The organism is Pseudoalteromonas sp. PS5 (genome assembly GCF_004103255.1).
GTDB classification, from domain to species: Bacteria; Pseudomonadota; Gammaproteobacteria; order Enterobacterales; family Alteromonadaceae; genus Pseudoalteromonas; species Pseudoalteromonas peptidolytica.
Genome location: NZ_RCSQ01000040.1, coordinates 1 through 23,706, shown reverse-complemented (window position 1 = coordinate 23,706; position 23,706 = coordinate 1). Strand labels below are relative to the sequence as shown.

Below are 23,706 nucleotides of genomic sequence, written 5' to 3'. Positions count from 1 at the left end.
CATGATGAATACAACATCTTTTTTACTAGAAAGCAAAGTTGAACTATTGAGTATTTTTAGAAGTAAGGGATTTGTGATCCCTGCATCAGTCTTTCCATGCTTGTTTTATCTTTTCTTTGGCATCATGTTCAGCCATGACGACTCTCACAATTATATGTTTATCAACTATTTGATATTTGGGATGATAAGCCCGGCGTTATTTTCATTTGGTGTGAACGTGGCTATTGAAAAGCAAAATGGCTGGTTGGTTCTTAAGCAATTATCCCCTGTTTCTGCATACCAATACCTCTTCGCAAAATGCGTAAGTGCCTCGGTTTTTTCATTAATTGTGGCCTGTTTAATGAGTATGTTAGCTTTGTTTTCAGGTGTATCATTAGCCTTGGAACAGTTTCTTATAATTGTGTTAATCGCCTTATTAGGTACCTTTCCTTTATGTCTGTTAGGGCTCGTAATTGGCTTGTGTGTGTCGGCAAAAGCAGCGCCAGCTGTCGTCAACTTAGTCTACTTACCACTTTCACTGTTGTCAGGTCTTTGGCTGCCAATTACTCTTTTTCCTGAGCCTATGCAGTGGTTTGCTTGGCTTTTACCTACCTTCCATATTTCGCAGTTAGCGCTTGGTGTTATTGACGCCGCTTTAGGTTTTGCAATTTATTACCACCTGAGCATATTCACCCTACAAACCTGTCTCCTGTGCTTTGTTGCACATACCAAATTTAAACAAGCCTAGCATTGATCCCGCAAGCGCACAGACCCTACCCTGTGCGCTTCTTTTACGACATTCGGCAATTATTTTTGCAAGGGCAGCTTTAGTTTTGTGACTCGCCTTTTACCTTAATCAAACGTGAGTTATTTAGTTTTTTATCAACACTAAAGTCACCAGCGCCAGTTGCCGCTAATGCCAAAAAGCCTCCGGCCATCGCTATATTTTTAAAAAACATTAAAAACTGGATTTGATCCGCAAGGTCAAAGTGAAACAGCAAAGCACTAACTAAGCTAAATCCGGCAAAAGCGAGCGCTGTTAGTTGAGTAAAAGCGCCAATCAAAATGAAAAGCCCTCCAATTAACTCAAACGCAATAACCAAAGGTAATAACTCACTAGGCAAACCACTGGAGGCCATATACGCCGCGTTGCCTTCGTAAAATTGGATCTTATTAACAGCGGCTAAGATGAAAATCGCTGACAACCCAACGCGGCCAAACAAAGATGCTAACGATGAAAACGTACTACTTGGATTGATGATATTAATGATGTTCATGATACTTTCCTCAGTTGATAAAATTGGAGGCTCTTTGTTGAAGAGCCGATGAGGAAAGTATACATTCCATTTTATAATATAAAATTTGTAAAAATCACTAACTTCATTCTAATTATAAGAATAAAAGCAAGTCTTAGGCTGAGATAAGGAAGAAACTGATTTAACCTTTAAGCTCGGACTAACTAGTATAATATATAGCCGTCCCCAAACAGAGAGGACATAACTCATACACAACATCATTCAATACCAGTCTAATTAACCTGATGTAACAGCTGCATGGCGTTAAGCATTATCGATGGTTTTCAAGGGTTGAAATCAGTAAGTCTCTACTCACCAAAAATCCACAGATGCTGACCACGACGAGAAAAATCCCATACATAGAACCGATATACACCCAGTCGCTTTGTCCAAGTAATAAGCTGGCTCGCGTGCCATCGTTAACCAATAGTATGTTAACGAGTGATATGCCTATCGCCCCGCGAAAATAAATAGGCCTGTCCATGTGGCTCGCGAATGCAGCAATAATGAGAGAAAACAAACAAAGGTAGAAACCAATAACAGAATACGCACCAGGCTGCATACTTGGATATAATGCAACGATAGAAAGGAGCACAGCGGCCCAACCGGTAGCTTTGTAAATCATTATCAAGTCCTTTGAAAATGTTAAAAAGTGTATGTGATGTAAACAGAGTGAAGTATGGAGTAATACACTTAATTACGCAACCAAATGATGAGAAATATTCACGCAAATTACTGCTTGGCGCAGGCTCAGATCACCTAAGCTGGTTTACTTCTGCCACTATGGCTGCATTGAACGAGCTAATTATTGACCACATATAAGGTTACAAAAAATAAAGTTATATGGAATATCTTATTCCCGAAAGGGGTATTTCAAATAAATGTAAAGTTTCAGTATTTGGAACAAACAATGACACGAATCTATCGCCCACTTTTTATCGCCGCTTCATGCCCATCTAATGCCTTCCTTACCTTTACTTGCAGTTGTGGAATAACACACTCTTCAAACCAGTTATGCTTTTTCAACCATATTTGGTTTCTAGGGCTTGGGTGAGGTAGCGGGATCATGTTTTGGGTTTCATAATTTGCTGCTTTTACCATGTCTGTCACTGATGAGTACTGCGGTAAATAATATCGCTGTGCGTATTGACCGATAAGTAAGGTCAAAGACACTTGTTTCAGAGATGCGAACACCTGTTGATGCCACTTTGGCGCGCACACTGCCTTTGGTGCTAAATCACCTGATTTACCTTTACCGGGATAACAAAACGCCATTGGCATGATGGCAAAGAGATCTGGGTTATAAAATTGCGCCCGCTCCACAGCGAGCCAACTGCGCAATCTATCGCCGCTAGGATCATTAAACGGTAACCTGCTGTTATGCGCTTTCAATCCCGGAGCTTGTCCAATGATGAGTATTTTCGAAAGACTATTTCCCTGAATAATTGGGTTAGCCCCAAGAGGTAACTCAGGTTCGCAGAACCGACATAAGTTCACTTGTGTAAAAATATCCATTTTAGCTTGCTGGTTTTGGCAATAAAAAAACAACCAAGATTATCGCATAGCAACGCTTATCCCCCAATGCACTGAAGCTTTTATTTAATACTTACTTAGTTTAACTCCATTTGAAGCCTGTTGTGTAACCGACTCCCACCATAACAACTAGACGAAATATACAAGTACAGAATATCACCCAACGGTAGCAGCTCAAGTTATGTCAATTGAGTAGCAGGCCATGAAAACAAGTGCGAATCACTATCATTTAGATGCAAATTATTGGATAATAATCTATTACTCTTGTTGTAATTTTAAGGGGTACTATGCCTAATCAGGATAACACTAAAATTGAGGCAGCTTTATACAAATCGCAAGTAATTTCACGTTTTTTAATCGCTATAATCGGCGGCTATTTTGTCACCGTTATGGCCTCGTCTCTGCTTGCTTTAACCTTACCAATAAAGCGCTTAGATGCGCTTTTATACGCATTAACAACAGGCATTCTTTTTTATCCTATCACTTTTATATGGGTATTCGGATGCCGCTCTTTTAGAAAGGTATTGCTTAGCATGATTGGAGTACTTTGTATTCTTTACGGCACGTTGACACTGCTTGGAGGCAAGCTGTGAGGGAGTCATTTTTTCGTAGTATGACTTGGTTACACACCTGGGTTGGCTTACTCGTTTGTTGGTTGCTATTTTTAATCTTCTTTGCTGGGACTGCAAGTTTTTTCAGACATGAAATTAGCTTATGGGCGCAGCCAGCGACACATCATTTACCGCAATATAACCATGCTTTTCAACAGCAAACCGTTACAAAAAGCATAGAACGGTTTCAACACATTGCTCCCACAGCCGAATCTTGGCGTATAGAACTGCCAACCGAGCGCCGCCCGAGCCTTTTACTTATGTACTCTGAGAAACCCGAAGAAGGAGAAAGAAGAGGGAAGCGCCATTCAGAATACTTGGATCCGATCACGTTAGATGCGCTACCTGAGTTTAGAGATACAAAAGGAGGCAACTTCTTCTATCGCCTTCATTTCGACTTACATTATATGAATGCAATAACCGCACGGTGGATTGTATGCTTCGCGACCTTATTCATGCTGATTGCGCTAATCTCTGGTGTGGTGATCCATAAGCGTATTTTTAAGGATTTATTTCAATTTAGAAGCAAAAAAGGTCTTCGAAGTTGGTTAGATGCACATAATGTCTCATCCGTTATTGCTTTACCTTTTCATATAATGATCACCTACACCGGTTTGGTTACGCTAATTTTTATGTTGTTACCACAACCTGCGCAGCAACGCTATGAAGACAAACAAACGCTAAGAGCCGAGCGCTATCCTCTACTTGCGACAGCACCTGCTACAGGGCAGCCGCTTCAGGAGCTTGCGTTAAATAAAGCATTGGATCACTATTATACTAACTCAGGCAATGCGCCACTTCGCCGTATCGTTATTTCATCACCAAACGATGCAAGCGCAACTATAAAGCTTTATGCCAACGCGGGGCGTGCTGTACAGGATGATCCACCGAGCTGGATGTACAATGCCGCATCTGGTGAGTTATTAAAAACACACAATGTCACCTTATCTGGTGCAGAAAACCTCTACGGCGGCATGATAGCACTACACACAGGACGGTTGGCAGAGCCGACCCTGCGATGGCTGTACTTTATTGCAGGACTCGCAGGCTGCGTAATGATAGCAACAGGTGCTGTCATGTGGGCTAAGCGGCTACGCCAAAAGCTTAAGAGAGATGAAAAGCCAGGCTTTGGCCTTAAACTGGTAGAGTCTCTAAACTTAGGTACAATAATGGGTCTACCAGCGGCAACGGCAGCATTTTTCTATGCCAATCGTTTATTACCCACGGAGCTTGTTGCACGCGCAGACAAAGAGGTACTCGTATTCTTTATTGTCTGGGCTATCGTTGCCATCGCTGCCTGTTACAAATCGGATAGATTAGCCTGGCAACTGACGGCTAAAGTAAACGCGCTCGCATGGGCGGGACTTCCTGTAGTGTCCATGCTCACGATTGAAGGGAACTTGGTGAGTTATTTAATACATAAACAGTGGGTATTATTTGGTTTTGACGCACTGGCTATTGGTATTGCCGTAAGCTTTTTGGTGCAAGCTAGGAAGTTAGGTCGCTCCCAAGTAACACCAGCAGCACCCTCCCGCCGCTCTCAACGCGAGGTTAAGATCTGATGCAATGGCTGATATTTTTATTTTGTCTACTTGCCTTTATGGGATTTGCCATAGCGAAGCCCAACCACTATAAAGAAGTACTAGGCAAACGCCCAAAAGGTAATATAACAAGTCACTTAAATATTGCCAGCTGGCTTTGTCTTATAGGCAGCCTGATACTGTCAATCGTAACTCAAGGCGCATATGGTAGCGTACAATTTATTGGTTACATGACAGTAGCAGTGCTGCTACTGGTGGCTATTTTTGCAACCAAGCCTCACTATTTCAGATCACTATTTTACCTAGTGAGCTTTAGCATCGTATTGTGCTCACTATATTGGATCATTATTTAACTAAGGCGCTGCTTGCAGCGCCCTTTTCAGATCACTATTTTACTAAGGTTTCTTAGTTAACCCTTTGAAAGAACAACATTTAGAACAAAATATCGCCAGCACTCCACTTCAAGACGCAAATTTACTAACTCAAACCACATACACTTGGTAAAATTCTGATCCAATTCGCTCTTTTTGATTGGTTAGTTAGTAAAAATATGATCTATATATTTTCTCTTTGCATTAGCTTAGTAAAAATCTGATCCAAACAAGGGAACATAGCCCTAAAGTTACAAACCAACAGAGATGAGGGATGTGCTAACTCATGGCTTTTAAACTCACAGCATATTATTTCTTTATCTAGCGTGTCTATTTTAGGTAATTGAAAAGCTGATGGTGAAAGTTAACTTTAATGCCACTGTCCAACTCAGTTAGTAAAATTACGATCTAATACATGATGGGAGTAATGATAGGCCTTGAAGCCGCTATTATTTCCACCGATACGATATTGAGGAATAACAGCGGCTGAAGTCATTGGCTACTGCGAAGCTTACGTACTAGAGTAAACTCACAATGTATCGCTTAACTCTTATGAAATGAGTGCCCTTTTTATCGTGAGCCATGCTGGGTTGTTGCCTTCCAGTCTAACTGCATATCCCAAACATATCGGTGTTGGGGGGCGAGTGGTTGCTGCGAGTCATCAACTTGCTCAAGCACGTTTTTTGCTTTCACTAAGGTAGCATCGCGACCAAATAAGTAGCTTTGCTCATGCACAATCGTCAAGTATGCTTTATTCAATGCCAATGCACGCGCTTTTGAAGGTGTAATTAGCTCATATATATTTTCAATAGCATTCACTTTCTCTGTATTTAGCGAGCCATCCTTGTTGAACCAGCGCATTAGCATTTCTTGATTTTGCCTAAACTCATCCCCTCCTCCGACACGCATCATATAAGTTAAAAACTCTCCTTGTACTTCACCTTTATTTGGCACATCTTTTATATCGTGTAAATTGATATAACCCCAACCAAGCTTACCCTCAACTTTTCGCGCAAACGAGAAAGTCTGATCATACGTAGAGCCGATCGTCTTGTGGCAGCCATTACAAAACGCTAATTCTTGCTCATGCTGCGGACGAAGTTGCCCCGACTTGTCTTCGATGTATCCGTTAATGGTCCAGCCGAAGTTGTTGTTAATCCCTAAATCACCAAGGTAAAGTGTTTGAGGGTAGTTTTCAAAAGACTTCTCTTTTGCTTCACGATAATAAGCGGCTCCCAAAGATTGTTTTGACTTAAAGTTATGCTTTTTCATATAGCGTACTTCTTTCATTCTGGGCGCGTTAAATATCTGCCCATTATCGTCTACTCCTATGTAACGAACAGTATGCAAAAACTCAGTATCTTCTGGGTACAGCTGATGGGCAAGTTGAATGTGCTTCGCATCTCCAACATAATGTAGGCGGCGTTTTATTTTATTTACTTGGGCTATTTTGCCATCGCCATTTAAATCCTCACCAACTCGCAATTCTGAAATTAAGGGCGTAGATATTTCGTCAAGCCCCTTTACAGCCATCTCCACTAAACTCAGATTTGTTAAGTACACATCTTGGTTATACGTATCACCTTTTTCTCTGAAAGCGTCGGCAAGCCTTATCATTACATCCCCAGTTGAGCCGTTGGTTGGCCAAAAGGTGCTAGGAAAAGGTTTATAATTAAATGCCACCCAACCACTACCGTCATTCGCTATCCCTAATTCATTGAATGCTTTATCTGGGTATGCCAAATCTTTGATTGGTGTTATTTCGCCTTTCCAGCTCGGGTCATTTTTAAGCTTTTCAATAAAAGGTGTGTAATTGTCTTGATTAACCCAGTTAGTAATATCTTGATCTGAAATACGCTTAATAAGTTCAGAGCGGTCTATAAACAAGTTTTTCCAGTGGTTTTTGAACCCCAAATCAGAAAACTCATAGGCACCTTGTAAGTTTGCATCTCGCATCATGTTCGGCCTACTTTTATCGTCGTATGACTGATGACACGCGTAGCATGGGTTCTTCACGCCATCTGTTTTTGTGTAACACTGAGGTGGGATAACTGATTCAGGGTTATAAACTTCATTATGTTCCATATATGCAGTAGCGGGAATATCATCTCCTGGCTGATAAGGTGGCGAAGCTTGCGCTACTTCTAACAACGTATTGTTCACTATGTTAGGTTGCTCATTATCGCAACCAACTATGCTAATACAACTAAAAAGTACGGTAAAAAGGCTAACGTATTTCACTTTTATGACTCCAAAATTTGGACAAAAAAATGCAGTGCATCGATAAATGCACTGCCATCTATTTAGTTATTTTGCTTTGGATCATAAAGCCATAGCGTATTGTTTTCTTGGAAGCCATCTTCACCGATAATGATGCGACCATCTTCCATCACAATCACGTTGTCAGGTTGTGAGAGTTGATTCACATCACAGCGCTCAGCACCAGTAAGTGAAGAGCGGTACGTCGATCCCATCACAACTGGCTCAATACGTGTTAAGTTATAGTTATTGTCGATATGTGCTCGATATACACCGCCACAATCTTTCACCCGTGCTGAAAGTTGAATATCACCTTCACCATCAATCATGGTTTTATCTATATCTGCAATCCCGATATACATATACGCTTTATCAACGACTTCTCCAGGCACCACATCTTGTCCGGTTACAGCCTCCAAAACGCGGTTATGATTAATACTAATGCCCTCAAGCTTGCGCCATTCAGCCGTTGCGCCCTTTTGACGTGCAGCTTGTCGTGACTCAAGGAAAATAGCTCTGTTATCCATAGGTTTACCAGCTGTTACTTTGCCGCCACCATTTTCTATGGTTGGATAGGTTGCAGCCCCTGTCGCCCACGCTTTAACGTCCGCAACAGACAAGTAGCTTGTTTGCCCTTCCACATAGTCTGATGTATTAATACCATCATACTCAGCAATCCAAGTTTCAATTTGCGCATTACTACCTCGGCCAAGCTCCACCCAAGAGATGTCAAACCCGGTAACAGCAGGATCTGTCAATCCGCTATCTTGCTTTAATTTTGCCGCATATAGCACACCTGCACTTAAATCTTCAGGTTGATCGGCAATAAACTTAAACAATACTCCACCGGTATCATCTTGTGATGAATAAACAGTGCGACGATCCGGCATCACGACTGAGTTTTCATGTTCATATCGTCCGATTGTGAAGTGCTTCACCACATCTGGAGTGTCTGTTGTCGGGTTTTGGATCTCTGCAATATAGCCGTAGCGATATGGATTAGGAAAGTCAGGTGCTGTCAACGCTTCCATCGTGTCATTCCCTGTTTCGGCAGGGTTATTCCACTGTGGATCTTGTGTCGTATCAACCGCGGACCATACAATCCACTCTTCAGAAGTTAGCGGAGTTCCCCAAGGAGAAACTGAGCCAAAGCAATTCGCCGCAGTGCCTTTAACACCATCAAAATCAACCATCATTGCTTCTTCAATTGACCACTTACCAGTTGTCGATTTGCTCATTTTTAAACGGCTTACGCCACCAGGGTAGGCTTCCCAATTTGTAAACAGGTAACCAGAATCCGCAGTTACTGGAATAAAGCCATTAAAATCAGGATTGTCGTTTTTAATGATTTCTTCACCTGTGGAGATACTGTAATGTACCCCAAGACCGCCAGCTAATCCTTTGTCACCTAGCTGCGAGAACTTATCACCTGTTTGCCCCAAAATTTGGTATTGGCCAATTGCAGAAACCACCGTTTGTTGCTCCATGGTTGATGCAGGTACTGGAGCACTGGGTATATTAGATGGCAAGTTATTAAAATTCACACCTGTGAGGACACCCACTGTACCTGTATTAAAAGGCGTGTTGTTAAAGTTATCTGTCTCAGTGTTTGTGTCATTTGGATGTTGCACATTAAAGAATAAATCACCACCTTGAGAGAGGAAAAGACCCGTTACCTCTGCACCTGCTGGTACCGTTGCGATACGAACTAGACCAGGAACACTATAACTACCGTCACGACCATCCGTACCGTCAGTACCGTCAGTACCATCCACACCGTCCTTGCCGCTGGTGCCATCAGTGCCATCGACACCATCCTGACCATTGGTGCCATTTGTTCCATCTTGACCCGCAGTTCCTTGCTCACCTTTCGGGCCCGTGGCGCCTTGCGCACCATCGTCACCGTCACAAGCTGTCAGTGCCATGGCAACTGCCGCTGCTATTAAAGAATATGCTACACGCTTCATGAGTTACTCCAGTTCCTAAGTATTATTGTTTTGAAAAGCGTGCAACAGTGTGAAGTGTTCCTGTTACAGTTGACTGAATGATTTATTAACCATTTCCTACAGGAATAAGACACGATGGCCGTTGTCTCACGACCATTGAAATAAAAACCCAAAAAGGGTACTGATTGTAAAGGGGGTTTACACTACTCTTACTCTATTGCTTCATGCTCCATATAAATAAGTGCTTCAGTGTCAAAGCCATATCTATCAGATGTCGCTTTAAATTTATTTATAACGGTTTCAGACACTTTCGGAGTTCTTGAAAGTAACCATAGATAATCTCGGTTATAGCTTGTTACAAAAGCATATTGATAGTCTTCATCTAATTCAAATACCACATAGCTTCCATAAAATGGTCCAAAAAATGATACTTTAAGGTGCGCTATTTCCTTATTTGCAACAAACTTGGCCTTTCCTATCGCTTCTTTCCACACTCGCTCTTCTGTTACATACCCCCGATTAACAACCTTGATAGAGCCATCCGAATTCTGGCTGTAAGTCGCGGTAACATTTTGCATTCCTCTCTCAAATGCGTGATCCAACCTTGCAATTTCGTACCAAGTACCTTGGTATCGCTCAACATTAAATTCTTTGACCGGTTCAATTCCATTTGGCAGTCCGGTGCAGGCCGCCATCGATATGGTCACGATCGCACCCAAAAGTAGCTGTCTTAATTTCATTATTGTCTCCAATTTTGTCATCCTAATCATACGCGCTTATTAATGTTGTAGATTAGATCAAAATATAATTAGTACTTGGTATGTAAAGAAAGTAGTGATTTACCGTTTAGCATGCCAATTTTTCCCGATTTATTTTACACTTATAAAAATTTATCTCAGCAATGCCCCATGGATACAACACAAAACAAAAAAATACTAACTCGTGGCTTTGGTGCAAAGACAGGTCATGTTGCCTTTTATATTGAACATCCACCAGCCATACTTTCCTATAAGAACATCAGTAAAATCATACCCCTAGAGGGTGGAGAGATTGATTATATCAACAACCAATGTGGTAATGGCTGGCGGAAAATATTTAATGTTTTTGCCAAGTTTTTGTTCGCTGCTCAGTTGCCAGATCACAATATTACTAACTTCCCAAGTTGGCAGTCATATCGAGATAGCGCTTTATTACAAGCCTCAAGCCAAGAAGCCCTACTCTTTTCACCACCAGATTTTTCAATAAAATCATACAACTGGCATATAATTGCAGGGCGAACATATGCTAAATCGCTATTGAAAGATCAGATTTTTACTAACAGCTTGATATGGTTAGATGATGAGTTTGCAGTAGATACAGAGTTAAACCTGATCGTTTCACCATTTTTAGACTATCGCCAGCTAAGTAATATAAAAATCAATAGGTTAGCAAAGATAATTAAGGGGAACTAAGCTCATTTCTGCCATCATTGACGTTAACTTCACACTCTTAGATCACATTTTTACTAGGTAAAAATGTGATCTAACGTAAAGCGCTTTAGTATCAGATCATCATTTTACTAACCCAATTAGCAGTTATATTGCTTACAAATCGGCTTCTTAACGTCGAAATATGGGATAAAACAACAGAAAGCGAGCAATCTAGATCAATATTTTACTAACACCACTTATACCAATTTGCTTAATTAAGTGGTCTATTTTGAGGCAAGCAAATTGGTAGTAGACTTGGTAAAAACTTGCTCTATTTTTTGGTTGCAACAACACCTGAAAAACCAAGTGCCTTGAAATAGGGTTTAGCGACCCCAAACCCTGCTGCATCGAGTAATTCCGCTAAGCGTATTTTATCGACTGGAAAAAACTCATGTTCTAAATTGACTCGCATGTGCTGCTCACCTTTCTCAGATAGCCCCAGTTGCTTACAAGCGATAAGCTGTGCGTCACGTTCAAAGGGCGTCACCGGCTTCTCCAAATCAGCAATAAAAAGGTGACCATTGGGTTTTAGCTGCTCACTCATTTGTTTAAATAACCGAGCCTTATCGCCATTGTCTTTCACAAAGTGCATCACCAATAAGCACAGCACAGCATCAACTTGATAGGCCGAAGGCGAAAGCGCACCATAGTGAAGTTGAACACGTGAGTTGATTTTCAGCTTAGTAAAATATTGATCTGCTATTTCTAGCATATCAGCAGATACATCCTGCGCGATAAAACGCCACGTATGGTTAAGCTTTGCTAACTCAACCACTTCCTTTCCTGTTCCAGCACCAACGATCAGAATTGTCGCATCATCAGGATAGAGCGCTAATAATTGAGCGCTACTTAACTGATGAAGTAACTCATAACCTGGTACTAGTTTAGTGATTCTTGAGTCGTAGTTTTGGGCTTCGTCGCCCGTAAAAGTCGGCATCCAAATTTCCTTATGTTTGTGGTACCAAATGTAATGATGAATAGCCTCCAGGCTGCTTATCGACATGGATCCGCGTTGCGATCCGCTCACTCATTTGCGCTACGTGTGAGATCACACCAACCTTACGCCCCTGAGATTGCAGCGCATCTAACGCGTCAATCGCGACTCCCAGTGTTTCTGGATCTAATGTCCCAAAACCTTCATCAATAAATAGAGAATGTATACTCACCTGATTGGAAGATAATGCAGCAAGCCCCAGAGCTAAAGATAACGACACCAAAAACGACTCACCGCCTGATAGCGTATTGACACTTCGCTGCTCATCCGCCATGTCCTTGTCTATTACCGCGATTTCTAATGACTGCTCAATCGTCGTCAACAGATAGCGTCTAGACAGTGTCCGAAGTTGTTGATTAGCGTACTGTAATAATATTTTTAATGTTTGTGTTTGCGCCCAATTGCGTAATTTTTTGCCCGTTGCATCGCCAAGTAACTTATCTAGTAAATGCCAGTGCTCATAGTCTTCTTGCAGCTGAGCCAAAATAGTTGCTTGGTCTGAAAATTGTTGTTTATTCTGCGTATCAATTTCCAAAGTGCTCTGCACTTGTAGTAATTGATTTTGTACTTCCTCGAGTGCTTGGTTGCTCACCTCAAGCTCAGCCTGCACGCACTCTTTATCTATTCCGTCAGGAAATTTTTGTTGTAGCTGTAGCAACTCCTCACGTTGATGTGACAAAAGTATTTTTGTGTCATCGCACATACGCAGGATTTGATGATACTGCTCCAACTCGGTACGTGCCTCCTCTGAGCAAGCATCGAGTAATATTAATACCTGTGCATGTTCTAAGCGATTCTCATTTAACCAGTGTTCAAATCGCTGTGTTAGCTGCTGCACACGTTCGCCGTACTCAGCAAGTTGCTCTGTCAATTGTGATTTAGCTTGTGAGGCACTTTCACGTTTAGCTTCCGTCTGACTAATGTCAACTCGCAATTGTATGAGCGATTCTTGGGTCGTATTTTGCTGCGATTTTAACGCAGTAACCCACTCATCTAATGTCGAATGTTGTGATGGTAGATGCTTTTGCCTTTCACACACAATATCTTGTATGTGCTGTTGATGCTGCTGTAGCACATCTTCCAACTCAGCTAGCCTCAGCGCTTCGTCTTGCTTTTGCTGTGCCAATAAATTGCACTGATGCGTCAAACTGTCTTGATTTTGTAACAGCTCATCATAGCGCTTAGTGGTGGTAAGCCAACGTTGTACTCGCGCTTCCAACTCAGCCAAACCGGTACTGCATGATAAATCAAATTGCTGCCACCACTGTTTATCATCAATTAATGACGCTAACCTGTCTCTTAATGATTTGGACTTTTGCACAAGTTTCTCATGTTCAGTACGTAAATGAACGATCTGATTATCTAGGTCATGATGCTGTTGCTGTATCGCCTGCTCTTGATCTTTAGCTTTCTCAAGTCTTTGCTGCGACAGCTGAACATGTTGCCACTGTTCGTCTATCTGGCTTCTCAAGCGTGTTAATTCAGCGATCTGAGACTGAATTTGGAGTAACTTTTGTTCGGCTTGCGTCGCGTTTTCTACCTGATAGTTGTTCGGTAACGTCTCTAAATATTTGCGACTTTCATCAATCTGCTTAGTGCAATGAGCAATCTCTTGGTTCACAGATTGCCACAACGCATTCTCACGCTCTTTTTCACCCACTTGTTGATTATACCGCTGCAACACTTGTTCGCGAGCTTGCTCCGCAGCCTGATATTGAGCACGAAAGTCCCGCAATAATTGCTCCCAATGTGTATCAATATGCTCAACACCATAGGGGTGCTCTTTTGCACCACACACCATACATTCTTGGCCGGCTTTGAGTTGTGAACGTAAGTCACTGATCCGCTCACTAGCTCTGAGTTGCACTTGTTCTAAATTATCTCGGGTGAGTGCTAGGCGCTGTTTTGAAAGTTCGTCCTGCTGTTTAGTATCTTTTATCTGTAATTCTAATCGCTCTAAACCAATATGATGTTGAGTTTGCTGCGAGCGCAGTTGATGTAAAAGTGCCTCTCCTTCATTGATACTCTTGTGCGCTTGAACACACGCCGTCCAGTTTTGCATATCTTGAGTTAAGTCTCGAGCCGTTAACGGGGCTAAGTTTGCTTTCAACTCTTCAAGCGTTTGAACATCAGTAAGATAGGCTGAGTTTAGGGCTTGTGCTTGTACTTGGCATTCCTGTAAACGCGTCGCAAGTTGTTGCTGCTGCTCCGGTAAGCTATCGAGTAACGAAGTACATTCCTTGAGCTGTAACAATAATTGCTGTAAGTCCTCAAACTGAGGCAGTACTGTGTGCCACTGCGATGCTATGTTGGCAACCGACTGTAAGCCTGCTTGCTGCTGTTTAAGCTGGGTAAGTTCGCTCTCAATGTCTTGACGCTGCGATAGCTGCTGCTGTAATTCAAAGTCATACTGAGCTGCCAACTCAGTGTGTTTTGCAATGATGGGTTTAGTTTCTTGCTCCTGAGCACGATGCAACTTTAATTTGTCATCTAATTGCGTGATTGCATCAAATTTTGTCGCTTGCTGGGTAAAGTGCGCCTGCTGCTGAGCAAGTTGCAATTCTAACGCTTGCTCATGTGTTCGTAACGTATCCAAGGTAGTCTCAAATTCTAGCTCTTGTAGTTCTGAGAGCTGTGTTTGGCACTTTGTTTGGCGTAATTGTACTTGCTCTAGCTGCTCTCTATTATCTCGGATCTCATTCGCTTTGAGTACTTGCTCTGCGTGTTTTTGCTGCGGTTCACTCTGTATCAGTTGCTGTTCTTGTTGCTGCAACCTCTGCTCAATATCAATAATTTTTTGTTGTCGTGTTTCAATATCAACTAACCACTGAAGCTGGGTGTGAAACTGAGTGCTTTTGCTTTGTAGTTGATTTCTGTTTGTCAGCAGTGAGTCTTTTTGTGTTTTAAGCTCGGCACGCTGCTCTGCTGATAACAAGACAATCTGCCCTAACCTTTCTTGCAGTGCAGTTAACTCTTGTTTTTTTACCTTATGCGCTTCAAAAATTGCTTTACCGATCTGGCTGAACTTTTCGGTGCCGGTTAGGCACTCGAGTAATTGCGCTCGCTCATCACCTCCCGCTTTCAAAAATGCGGAAAATTCATGCTGAGCAAGTAATACAGCCCGAGTAAACTGGGCAAAGGTCAGCCCGACTAACTGTTCAATTTTTTGCTCAGTGTCTTTCTTCTTTTCGCACACCAGCGTCATATCAGGTAGACGAAATAGCTCTATCGATGCCGGTTTTAGATTGCCTTTTGGGCTTTTCCTGGCACGCTCAACAGACCAAACCACTTGGTATCGATTATTATCTTGTGCGACAAAAACAACCGATGCCGATCCTGCTGTACAGCCTCTGCGCAGCAAATTTCGGGGATCATTGAGTTTTATGTTGTCGCCGTTAAACGCTACCTTTTCTTTGTCATCTGATTTTAACCTTGCGGTTTTACCATAAAACGCAAGACAAATGGCATCAAGTAAGGTGCTTTTTCCCGCGCCGGTGTCACCTGTGATTGCGTAAAGACCGGTATCTTTGAGAGGCGCTTTCGTAAAGTCTACTTCAGCACTTTCAATGGATGCAAGATTGGTGATCTGTATCTTTTCAAGTTTCATCGTTTAACTCTTCCATGTTAGCGATAACTTCCGCAAGCTTATTGTGTAGACTTACAGGCGCTTTTTCTTCATCAGGCTCAAGTTCTCTGTATGCAATATCGAGTAAACTGGTAACAGACAGTGATTCTACTTTGGCTAGGTCCTCAAACAAATCCTCCACGGTGTCGCGCGCCTGTGTTACACGCTCAATTCCGCAAAACTGTATCGCTTTGCCTTTTAATACAGCATCAATTTCAGCACGAAAGCGACTACTCGTCTCTGCTGAGGAAAGCCTTAACCTAATATAAGGAGCACTGTCGTACTGGCTAAAATCGTTTGTCGTGATTTCCTCACATAACTCGCGAAGACGCTTTGATCCCGTATCAGGAATATAAAGCACATCTTTGAAGCGTGGAACGTAAAGGGGATTTACAGCCACCAGCCTGTGTTCACTGAATTCGGCCAACAGTACTTGGTGGCTATAATGTCGTTCAGAAAAAGACATAGGTAAGGGTGTGCCGCAATATCTAATCGCATCGTGCTTTGCCACCTTCTGCGCTTTATGCAAATGACCCAATGCAACATAGTCAAACTGCTCGCCAAACACACCCGCTGAAATTGAGTCGAAGCCACCTATATTGAGGTTGCGCTCTGAATCCTCCGAAATAGCGCCACCTTTGGCATGCAAATGCCCCATCAATATAACCGGGCCTTTGCGTTTGGGTATGGTATCAATCGCCTGTTGGTAAGCGAGTTTAACACCTGTTTGATAATCAAACTCTTCATCTGAGGGTTTAGGAAGATCGGCACTACGCAGAAATGGCATTGCAACGACGTGTAGTTGCTGGGCTGCGACTGTCAGCTCTATCACCACTTTCTCTGGTGCTAATTTGTCAAAGCGACCAATTACATGTGTGTTGAACAGTGTTAATAGAGGTTTTGCAGCTTCAATACGATTAGCTGAATCGTGGTTGCCAGCAATAATTATGATGTGCAGCGCAGGGCACAATTGAGTGGCTTTTTGAATGAAAGTATATAGTTGTTTTTCTGCCGTAGCTGGCGGCGTAGCAGTGTGGAAGATGTCACCACTTACCAATAACACATCGATTTGGTTTTTGACCAACTCATCACATAACCAGTCTAAAAAGCATTGGTGCTCTTCTATCCGATCATGTTCGTAGAATGTTTGCCCTAAGTGCCAGTCTGATGTGTGTAAAACCTTCATTTAGCGTTCCTTTTTCTCAAGAAACGCTAATATAACATCGTCAAGCAATATTCGTCTTGTGAATATTGGCGCTTTACCTACTTATCGAGTTAATTGCCACCACGCAAAAATGATCACCGGTAGAGCGACTAAAAAGAATTTTGCCGGCAGCTTCAAAACGCGACTGTGTTTATCTTGCACACGTTTGATAGCCGATTTTTCATTACATGCTGCTACTTTATCAACGTAAAAATAGCCATCATCTAGATAGTCTTTACAGTTCTGTTCGTCTGCAGGAATTGCAACAAACTTCTCTTGTTTTTTTAGTATGTAGAAATCCATACTGCTCACCACATTAGATTCGCTAAACGGGTATTTAGTACTGAGCAAAACTAACGCCAGTTTTACTCAAATATTGTGAAGTGCGCGATTTTAATGACAAACTTAGGTCAATATCAACAACTAATTTTAATTTCTTTATTTATTTATAAAATGTAGACAATAAATTGGCAGAATACCTTTATGGCATGCAAATTAATTTATCCTAATTTGCCACTTTTCCTTATCAAAAACAAAGAATTGAAAAGTATGAAAGTCATCGGTTATCGGAACTTGTTACTTTATCTCAAAACTTTGATCTCTGGTTTTTTCTTTGTCAACTTATTGGCATTGACCGAGCGCCTTCATCACCACGTGTCGACACACTATTCGCTTCGGATTCATATAATATAAAACATTGAAAAATAGAACTTATCGATCAGAGTTTTGGTACGGTAAAACAGGAAATAATAATGAAAATATCAACACGTGCCATCCCTTTGATGGCAATACTGGCTTTATCACAGGTCGCGCATGCTAGTGCGATTGCTCAGACCAAAGGCCATTTCGAAGATAAGTTCCGCCAACTTGACGAAACACTCCCCACCCCCAACATATATCGCAGTGCAGCAGGGGAGCCAGGTGAACACTATTGGCAACAAAAAGTGGATTATGATATTGATGTTCACTTAGATGAAAAGGCTAAAAAGATAAGTGCGAAGCAAACTATCCACTATAAAAATAACTCACCCCATACCCTCAAATATTTATGGCTACAATTAGACCAAAATATTTTTAAAATGGACTCAATTGCAGAGCGCAGCACCACATTTGAGAATAAATTACAGAGTAATCCTGTTGCAAACCCTGCAAAAATTTCACTCAATCAACTCAGACGCCAGCAATTTATGGATGATAACGAATTAGGGTTTATCATCGAAAAAGTTACAGATAGGCACCATAAACCGCTCAATATAACCATTGTAGACACCCTGATGCGTGTGGACCTAAACGAGCCACTAAAACCAGGAAAGGAAACACAGTTAAACTTAGCGTTTGCCTTTAATATTGTTGAAGAAGATGCCGTCGGCGCACGTTCAGGATATGAGCATTTTGATAAAGATGGTAACGATATATTTTTACTTGCTCAGTGGTTTCCACGACTTGCGGCCTATACCGACTACGAAGCGTGGACAAATAAGGCTTTTCTTGGCAGTGGTGAATTTACACTAGAGTTTGGTGATTATAATGTTGAAATTACTGTGCCAGCGGATCATATCGTCGCCGCAACAGGAGCGCTTGAAAATCCGCAAGAGGTATTAAGCCAGTCACAACAGCAACGCCTAGTTCAGGCAGAAACAGCATCTCGCCCAGTTTTTATAGTCTCTGAAGAGGAGGCAGTTGCCAACGAAAAAACCGCGACGAATGAAACTAAAACATGGCATTTCAAAGCTAAGAATGTGCGTGACTTTGCTTGGGCATCCTCACGAAAGTTTATGTGGGATGCAAAAGGCTATCAGCAAGGTGGTAGTGAGCAACCACTCGTCATGGCCATGTCATTTTATCCAAAAGAGGGTGGGGAACTTTGGAAAAAGTATTCAACAGAGGCAATTATCCATACCATGGAGGTCTACTCTCGGTTTTCATTTGATTACCCTTATCCAACCGCACAGTCAGTGAATGGACCTGTTGGAGGAATGGAGTATCCAATGATTACCTTCAACGGACCAAGAACTACACTACAAAAAGATGCTACCCGGACTTACTCACTTGCTGAAAAACGCTTTTTGATTGGTGTTGTTATTCATGAGATTGGGCATATTTACTTTCCTATGATAGTCAACTCAGATGAACGCCAGTGGACTTGGATGGATGAAGGTCTAAACAGCTTCTTAGATGGCGTGGCGGGAAGAGAGTGGGATCCCACCATCCCCTGGGGAGTCGAGCCAAGAGACATTGCAGCCTACATGAAATCTGAAAACCAATCTCCCATCATGACTCAGTCTGATAGTGTACTACATTTAGGACCAAACGCTTATACCAAGCCAGCCGCCGCATTGAACATATTACGTGAAGTGATTTTAGGTCGTGAACTATTTGATTTTGCCTTTAAAGAATATGCGCTGCGTTGGAAGTATAAGCGCCCAACCCCAGCTGATTTTTTTAGAACCATGGAAGAAGCTTCAGGCGTTGATTTGGATTGGTTTTGGCGCGGCTGGTTTTATAGTACAGATCACGTCGACATCTCACTGGATAAAGTCTATCAGTTACGTTTGGATACCAAAGATCCAGACATAGACTTTAATCGCCTAAGAGAATTTGAACAAAGCAAGCCCGTGTCGTTGTTTGTTATGCGCAACCAAGAAGAAGGCCGTGAGCTGTGGGTTGATAAAAACAAAGACATTCGTGACTTTTACGATGACCATGATCAGTTCACCGTAACGAACGAAGAGCGCAATGAGTATCAAGAGTTCTTATCAGAACTAAAACCTTGGGAGAGGCGAACCCTTGAGCGCGCAATCAAAGAAGACAAAAATTATTACGTACTCGCTTTTAGCAATCTAGGTGGACTGGTGATGCCTATTCTCTTGGAGCTAACCTATCAAGATGGGACAAAAGAGTCGCGATATATTCCAGCTGAAATTTGGCGCCGTAATGCCAAAACGGTGAATAAATTAATCATCACCGACAAAGATAAGTTACTTGCATCAGTCACAATTGATCCGCGCTGGGAAACCGCTGATGTTGACATTGAGAATAATCATTATCCGAGGCGGATTATAGAGTCTCGTTTGGAGCTTTATAAAAAGAAAGCCCGTGAAGGGAAGGTATATCGTGACATTATGCAAGATGTAAAATCCAAACTGAAACCACTTGACGAAAACGAGGATAAGCCATGAGGATCTGGTATTTCAGCTGTGTTTTAATACTACTAATGCTGTCTTCATTATGTCATGCACATCAACTAAAAGCGGCAATCACTACTGTGTTATTTAATGAGCGAAGCGGAAACATTGAAGTAATGCACCGCTTTTACCTACATGACACTGAGCACGCAATTGAGCACCTTTTTAGTCAAGATGCTGACATTTTTAACAATCAAAAAGATAGAGATAACTTTGCAAGCTATGTCAGTAAACGAGTTGAGTTAAAAGCAACTAACGGTAAAGCGCTCCCATTACAATTAGTGGGTGCTGAAATCGACGGTCAGTTTTTTTGGGTATACCAACAAACCCCTTTATTCTCACCAATTACTGCGCTGAATATGCGTCACGGTGCACTCAGAGATGTCTGGCCGCAACAGGTGAACCTAGTTAATTTTGAAGGTAAAGGAAAAGTGAAGTCCTTACACTTCGATGGCAGCGATGACTGGCTCAAAGTGACATTTTAACCTAAAGCGCTACGGCGCTTTTTACTTTCCCCGTAAATATCCTAGACTAAAACTAACTATAAATTTATCCGATAGTGAGGGCAAGGAATGAACGCCTCAGTGGTATATATACTTATCTTTATTTTGCTAGCGCCTCTTACTTCTGTGGCAAAAGATGTGGTTCGCTACAATATTTCCAAAGAATTTGCCGATCCTAAACAAGATTATTATATCGCCCTGTTGCGACTGGCACTTAATAAAAGTCGTGATCAATATGGCCCATATCAATTAATCGAAAACTCCTTTGATCAAGCACCTCAAGGTAGGACATTGGAGATTTTAGAACAAGGGAAGTTATTAGATGTCCACTGGAGTATGACATCTATTCAACGAGAACAACACTTAGGCACCGTGTATATCCCGCTTCTAAAAGGGATGATGGGGGCACGGCTTTTCCTCATTCACAAAGATACCGCAGCTAGCATAGCATTACTCAACTCCCCCGTGCAGTTGGCAAGCCTTACCATAGGAAGTGGCATTGACTGGCCTGATACCGCAATCTATGAAAAAAACGGCTTTGATGTTGTTACCAGCGTTGCAACATTATTACCTAAGATGCTTGAGGAAAAACGTTTTGAGTTATTTCCAAGGGCACTGCATGAGCCCTGGACCGAGCTTGCGCACATAGATAACGCAGTAGTAGAACCTCAGTTTGCATTTTGCTATCCCGCTGCCATGTATTTCTTCGTTAATAAAAATAACACACGTTTAAAAGAGCGACTCTCTTTTGGCTTGAAAAAAGCCATTGATGATGGGTCATTCAACAAACTATTTTTTAGTCACCCAGTAACTCGCGAGGCAATAACCAAAGCAAAATTCGAGGACAGGCAGGTATTAAAACTCCTCAACCCAAATCTAAGTGGCCATACAAGAGATACACTTTTTAATCCACGGTTCACTTGGCAACCGATCCATCAATGTATATCCCCTCATTGACCGAAGGCTTGTTTGTAGTCCTCAACTCACTACTCTGATATTAGCGTCAATGCGCTTTCAACTACGCAAATAGAAATGAGGTTTCACATGAAAATTGCAACTGTTCTGAACTAAAAATAGGAACAGAAATCCCCGCATTGTTCATGAAAAAAATTACAGATGAATCAAAATATTTTAAACATAAAAATCAATAAGATAAAAAAATACACTAGATACAATTATCAAATACTGAAATAAAAGCTAAACGAATCAACCACTTTAACGCAACACACTTTAGTTACATTTGTTTGACAAAAAGGAAATCCAACATGATAAAAACACACACATTGTAAAGGTTTGTTAATGAAAAATATGTATACATATCATGAAGATATTTAATCTTAATGAATCCATTTGAAAAAACATCGTAAATTATAAGTTGATCAAGATCCCGCATCATGAATAGTATTTCACTAATTATTAACGTCGTCGTGGTGAATTATGCGGTTACTGATTATTGCATTACTTATTGGTTTTATTGGTATTGCTGTTTGGAAAATGATGCCTGAAACGGGGCAATCACATACAAATTTAATTCAAGTAGAGAATACTCAGAGCAATGAACAAAGTGGTGAAATAAGTTCAACTTTAAAACCCACATCAACGTCTCAAAAAGACTTACAAGCAACTTCACAACACAAAGACAGTGATTTTTATGCTGTAAACAAAGTATCAGACAAAGCAAAAGCTGTACTCGAAGCCGCAAAAGTGTTGCCAAAAGATCTCAAGAACGAAGCTTATATTGAGTTTGATTTAGCATCGCTGAGAAAACTCGAAGGTGGCGATAACTTTGAGCTGCTGATCCCACAAACGCAGGAGTCATTTATTGCCGAAGTAACTGGAATTTCTTCAGCTGAAAATGGCGACAAAAGTGTGTTTGGTAAAGTAACGGGTGCAGATGGGCGCTTTCACACCACAGTATTAACCGTCGGCAAAGACGCTGTTTACGGTCAGCTTACTGCACCTAGTGGGAATTACGTATTTGAGTCCAAAGATCAATACGGCTGGATTGCAGCGAAACGAGATCTGTATCGGTCGCATCAAGAAGAAGAACTTCACCCCCATGATCACCACAAGGACACGAAACAAGACTTAGTTTCAATAGAAGAAGATATTTTTACACCCAAAAAGTAATACCTATTTGCTTATTTAACTGCTTTATTTTGAAACGAGAGGGTCTTAACTAAAACTTGACGGTAAACTTTCTATCTATTTGTTTTAAATAGAAAGTTTAGACTCTTTTCGCGTCTGATTAGCGCACTGAGATTGAGTAGGTATTATGGCAAATTGGTATAACGTTCACTAAAAGAAAGGAAAAACAATGAAAACAACAGTAAAGGTAGCATCGCTGGCAACAGCACTCGCACTATCAGCAAGCGCATCAGCAGTTACAGTCGATATTGGTATTTTATATACTGACCAATCAGCGGCTGCAACATCAAACATCGATACAAAAATCAACCAATTAATTGCTTTCACAAACCAAGTGTATAGCCAAAATGGTATTGATCTACAACTACGTCTTGCAGGCAAACAAAACCTAGGTAACTACAACATTACTCCAACGAGTGGGTGGTTAGACTCTGTGACTAACAGTAGCTATGTGGCAAACCTGCGTGATACTTGGCGTGCAGACATGGTCGCAGTACTTGGCACTGGTGAACGTGATGGTAACTATATTACCTGTGGTTTAGCGTGGGTAGGGCAAGGTAGTAGCAGCACAGGTAACCTGCACTCATATATGAGTGACCGTATGTTTAGTATTACAGGTGTTGATTGTGGCGCAACAACATTCGTACACGAATTAGGTCACAATCAGGGCTTAACTCACTCGCGTGAGCAAGGTGATACGAGTGGCGGTGTTTATGTCGATGGTATGGGCTACGGTGTAAAAGACAAGTTTGCTAGTATTATGGCATACCCACATGTATTTGGTAATGCAACGCAGTATGACTATTTCTCTAATCCAAATTGGTCAGTAGGCGGTGAACCTTACGGCATCGTTGGTAAAGCGTTTGCTTGGAAAACAGTAGATGCAACAAAAACGAGCATAGCAAACTTTAAGTAATACCAATTAGCTCAACCAACTAGGGCCTGCTTGCGAGACAAATGATATTGCGTAAAACAAGCATGTCCTGATTGGCTTGAGACGAAAAGCCATGAATAATACCAACTTTCTTAATTAAGTGGTCTAT

The 23,706-nt window shown here is 41.6% G+C and carries 19 protein-coding genes; 9 read left to right on the top strand and 10 right to left on the bottom strand.

Annotation, left to right across the window (positions count from 1 at the left end):
- The first annotated feature begins 1 nt into the window (after position 1).
- The gene (locus D9603_RS05525) at positions 2 to 727 is read left to right on the top strand and encodes an ABC transporter permease (RefSeq protein WP_125252520.1); all 726 of its coding nucleotides are present in this window, start codon (positions 2 to 4) and stop codon (positions 725 to 727) included.
- 79 nt (positions 728 to 806) lie between these two features.
- Here the strand turns inward: D9603_RS05525 and D9603_RS05520 are convergent, their stop codons facing one another.
- The 3 genes from D9603_RS05520 to D9603_RS05510 all read right to left on the bottom strand — a co-directional run bounded on the left by D9603_RS05520 (position 807) and on the right by D9603_RS05510 (position 2,789).
- On the bottom strand, positions 807 to 1,256 hold the full coding sequence (locus tag D9603_RS05520; protein ID WP_128730578.1) for a DoxX family protein: 450 nt from the start codon (positions 1,254 to 1,256) through the stop codon (positions 807 to 809).
- Between the two features lie 289 nt (positions 1,257 to 1,545).
- Complete coding sequence (locus D9603_RS05515; RefSeq protein ID WP_128730577.1) at positions 1,546 to 1,899, bottom strand: hypothetical protein; 354 nt, start codon at positions 1,897 to 1,899, stop codon at positions 1,546 to 1,548.
- 296 nt (positions 1,900 to 2,195) lie between these two features.
- Positions 2,196 to 2,789, bottom strand: a complete 594-nt coding sequence (locus D9603_RS05510) for a uracil-DNA glycosylase family protein (protein ID WP_128730576.1) — start codon at positions 2,787 to 2,789, stop codon at positions 2,196 to 2,198.
- Positions 2,790 to 3,396: 607 nt separating this feature from the next.
- Here D9603_RS05510 and D9603_RS05500 point away from each other — a divergent pair.
- Positions 3,397 to 4,980 (top strand): PepSY-associated TM helix domain-containing protein, encoded by a 1,584-nt coding sequence (locus D9603_RS05500; RefSeq protein WP_128730574.1) that lies wholly within the window; start codon positions 3,397 to 3,399, stop codon positions 4,978 to 4,980.
- The gene (locus D9603_RS05495; protein WP_128730573.1) at positions 4,980 to 5,312 is read left to right on the top strand and encodes a DUF3325 family protein; all 333 of its coding nucleotides are present in this window, start codon (positions 4,980 to 4,982) and stop codon (positions 5,310 to 5,312) included. The genes D9603_RS05500 and D9603_RS05495 overlap by 1 nt, the downstream gene beginning before the upstream one ends.
- Before the next feature lie 588 nt (positions 5,313 to 5,900).
- On the opposite strand, the gene D9603_RS05490 is transcribed toward D9603_RS05495, so the two are convergent.
- From D9603_RS05490 to D9603_RS05480, 3 genes are all read right to left on the bottom strand, one after another.
- Positions 5,901 to 7,571, bottom strand: a complete 1,671-nt coding sequence (locus D9603_RS05490; protein WP_128730572.1) for a hypothetical protein — start codon at positions 7,569 to 7,571, stop codon at positions 5,901 to 5,903.
- A gap of 62 nt (positions 7,572 to 7,633) precedes the next feature.
- Positions 7,634 to 9,556 (bottom strand): alkaline phosphatase PhoX, encoded by a 1,923-nt coding sequence (locus D9603_RS05485; RefSeq protein WP_128730571.1) that lies wholly within the window; start codon positions 9,554 to 9,556, stop codon positions 7,634 to 7,636.
- A 188-nt stretch (positions 9,557 to 9,744) separates the two neighbouring features.
- Positions 9,745 to 10,275 carry a lipocalin family protein gene (locus tag D9603_RS05480; RefSeq protein WP_128730570.1) on the bottom strand — a complete coding sequence of 177 codons (531 nt, stop codon included), beginning with the start codon at positions 10,273 to 10,275 and terminating at the stop codon, positions 9,745 to 9,747.
- Between the two features lie 168 nt (positions 10,276 to 10,443).
- On the opposite strand from D9603_RS05480, the gene D9603_RS05475 reads away from it, so the two are divergent.
- A complete protein-coding gene (locus tag D9603_RS05475) occupies positions 10,444 to 10,986 on the top strand; it encodes a hypothetical protein (RefSeq protein WP_128730582.1) in 543 nt (180 codons plus the stop codon).
- Positions 10,987 to 11,275: 289 nt separating this feature from the next.
- On the opposite strand, the gene D9603_RS05470 is transcribed toward D9603_RS05475, so the two are convergent.
- The 4 genes from D9603_RS05470 to D9603_RS05455 form a co-directional block, all read right to left on the bottom strand.
- Positions 11,276 to 11,941, bottom strand: coding sequence for a class I SAM-dependent methyltransferase (locus D9603_RS05470; RefSeq protein ID WP_128730569.1), 666 nt, complete (start codon positions 11,939 to 11,941; stop codon positions 11,276 to 11,278).
- A gap of 10 nt (positions 11,942 to 11,951) precedes the next feature.
- Positions 11,952 to 15,605: an AAA family ATPase gene (locus D9603_RS05465; protein WP_128730568.1), complete on the bottom strand. Its 3,654-nt coding sequence runs from the start codon at positions 15,603 to 15,605 to the stop codon at positions 11,952 to 11,954.
- Positions 15,595 to 16,809, bottom strand: a complete 1,215-nt coding sequence (gene sbcD / locus D9603_RS05460) for an exonuclease SbcCD subunit D (RefSeq protein WP_128730567.1) — start codon at positions 16,807 to 16,809, stop codon at positions 15,595 to 15,597. The genes D9603_RS05465 and sbcD overlap by 11 nt, the downstream gene beginning before the upstream one ends.
- A gap of 81 nt (positions 16,810 to 16,890) precedes the next feature.
- Entirely contained in the window at positions 16,891 to 17,130 is a 240-nt protein-coding gene (locus tag D9603_RS05455; RefSeq protein WP_125251227.1) for a hypothetical protein, read from the bottom strand.
- A 479-nt stretch (positions 17,131 to 17,609) separates the two neighbouring features.
- Between D9603_RS05455 and D9603_RS05450 the strand changes: the two genes are divergently transcribed.
- From D9603_RS05450 to D9603_RS05430, 5 genes are all read left to right on the top strand, one after another.
- Positions 17,610 to 20,006: a M1 family metallopeptidase gene (locus D9603_RS05450; protein WP_241651590.1), complete on the top strand. Its 2,397-nt coding sequence runs from the start codon at positions 17,610 to 17,612 to the stop codon at positions 20,004 to 20,006.
- Positions 20,003 to 20,497 (top strand): DUF6702 family protein, encoded by a 495-nt coding sequence (locus D9603_RS05445; protein WP_128730565.1) that lies wholly within the window; start codon positions 20,003 to 20,005, stop codon positions 20,495 to 20,497. The genes D9603_RS05450 and D9603_RS05445 overlap by 4 nt, the downstream gene beginning before the upstream one ends.
- An 87-nt stretch (positions 20,498 to 20,584) precedes the next feature.
- Positions 20,585 to 21,472 (top strand): hypothetical protein, encoded by an 888-nt coding sequence (locus tag D9603_RS05440; RefSeq protein ID WP_128730564.1) that lies wholly within the window; start codon positions 20,585 to 20,587, stop codon positions 21,470 to 21,472.
- 480 nt (positions 21,473 to 21,952) lie between these two features.
- The gene (locus tag D9603_RS05435) at positions 21,953 to 22,645 is read left to right on the top strand and encodes a hypothetical protein (protein WP_128730563.1); all 693 of its coding nucleotides are present in this window, start codon (positions 21,953 to 21,955) and stop codon (positions 22,643 to 22,645) included.
- A gap of 187 nt (positions 22,646 to 22,832) precedes the next feature.
- Entirely contained in the window at positions 22,833 to 23,579 is a 747-nt protein-coding gene (locus tag D9603_RS05430; protein WP_128730562.1) for a reprolysin-like metallopeptidase, read from the top strand.
- Positions 23,580 to 23,706 lie beyond the last annotated feature (127 nt).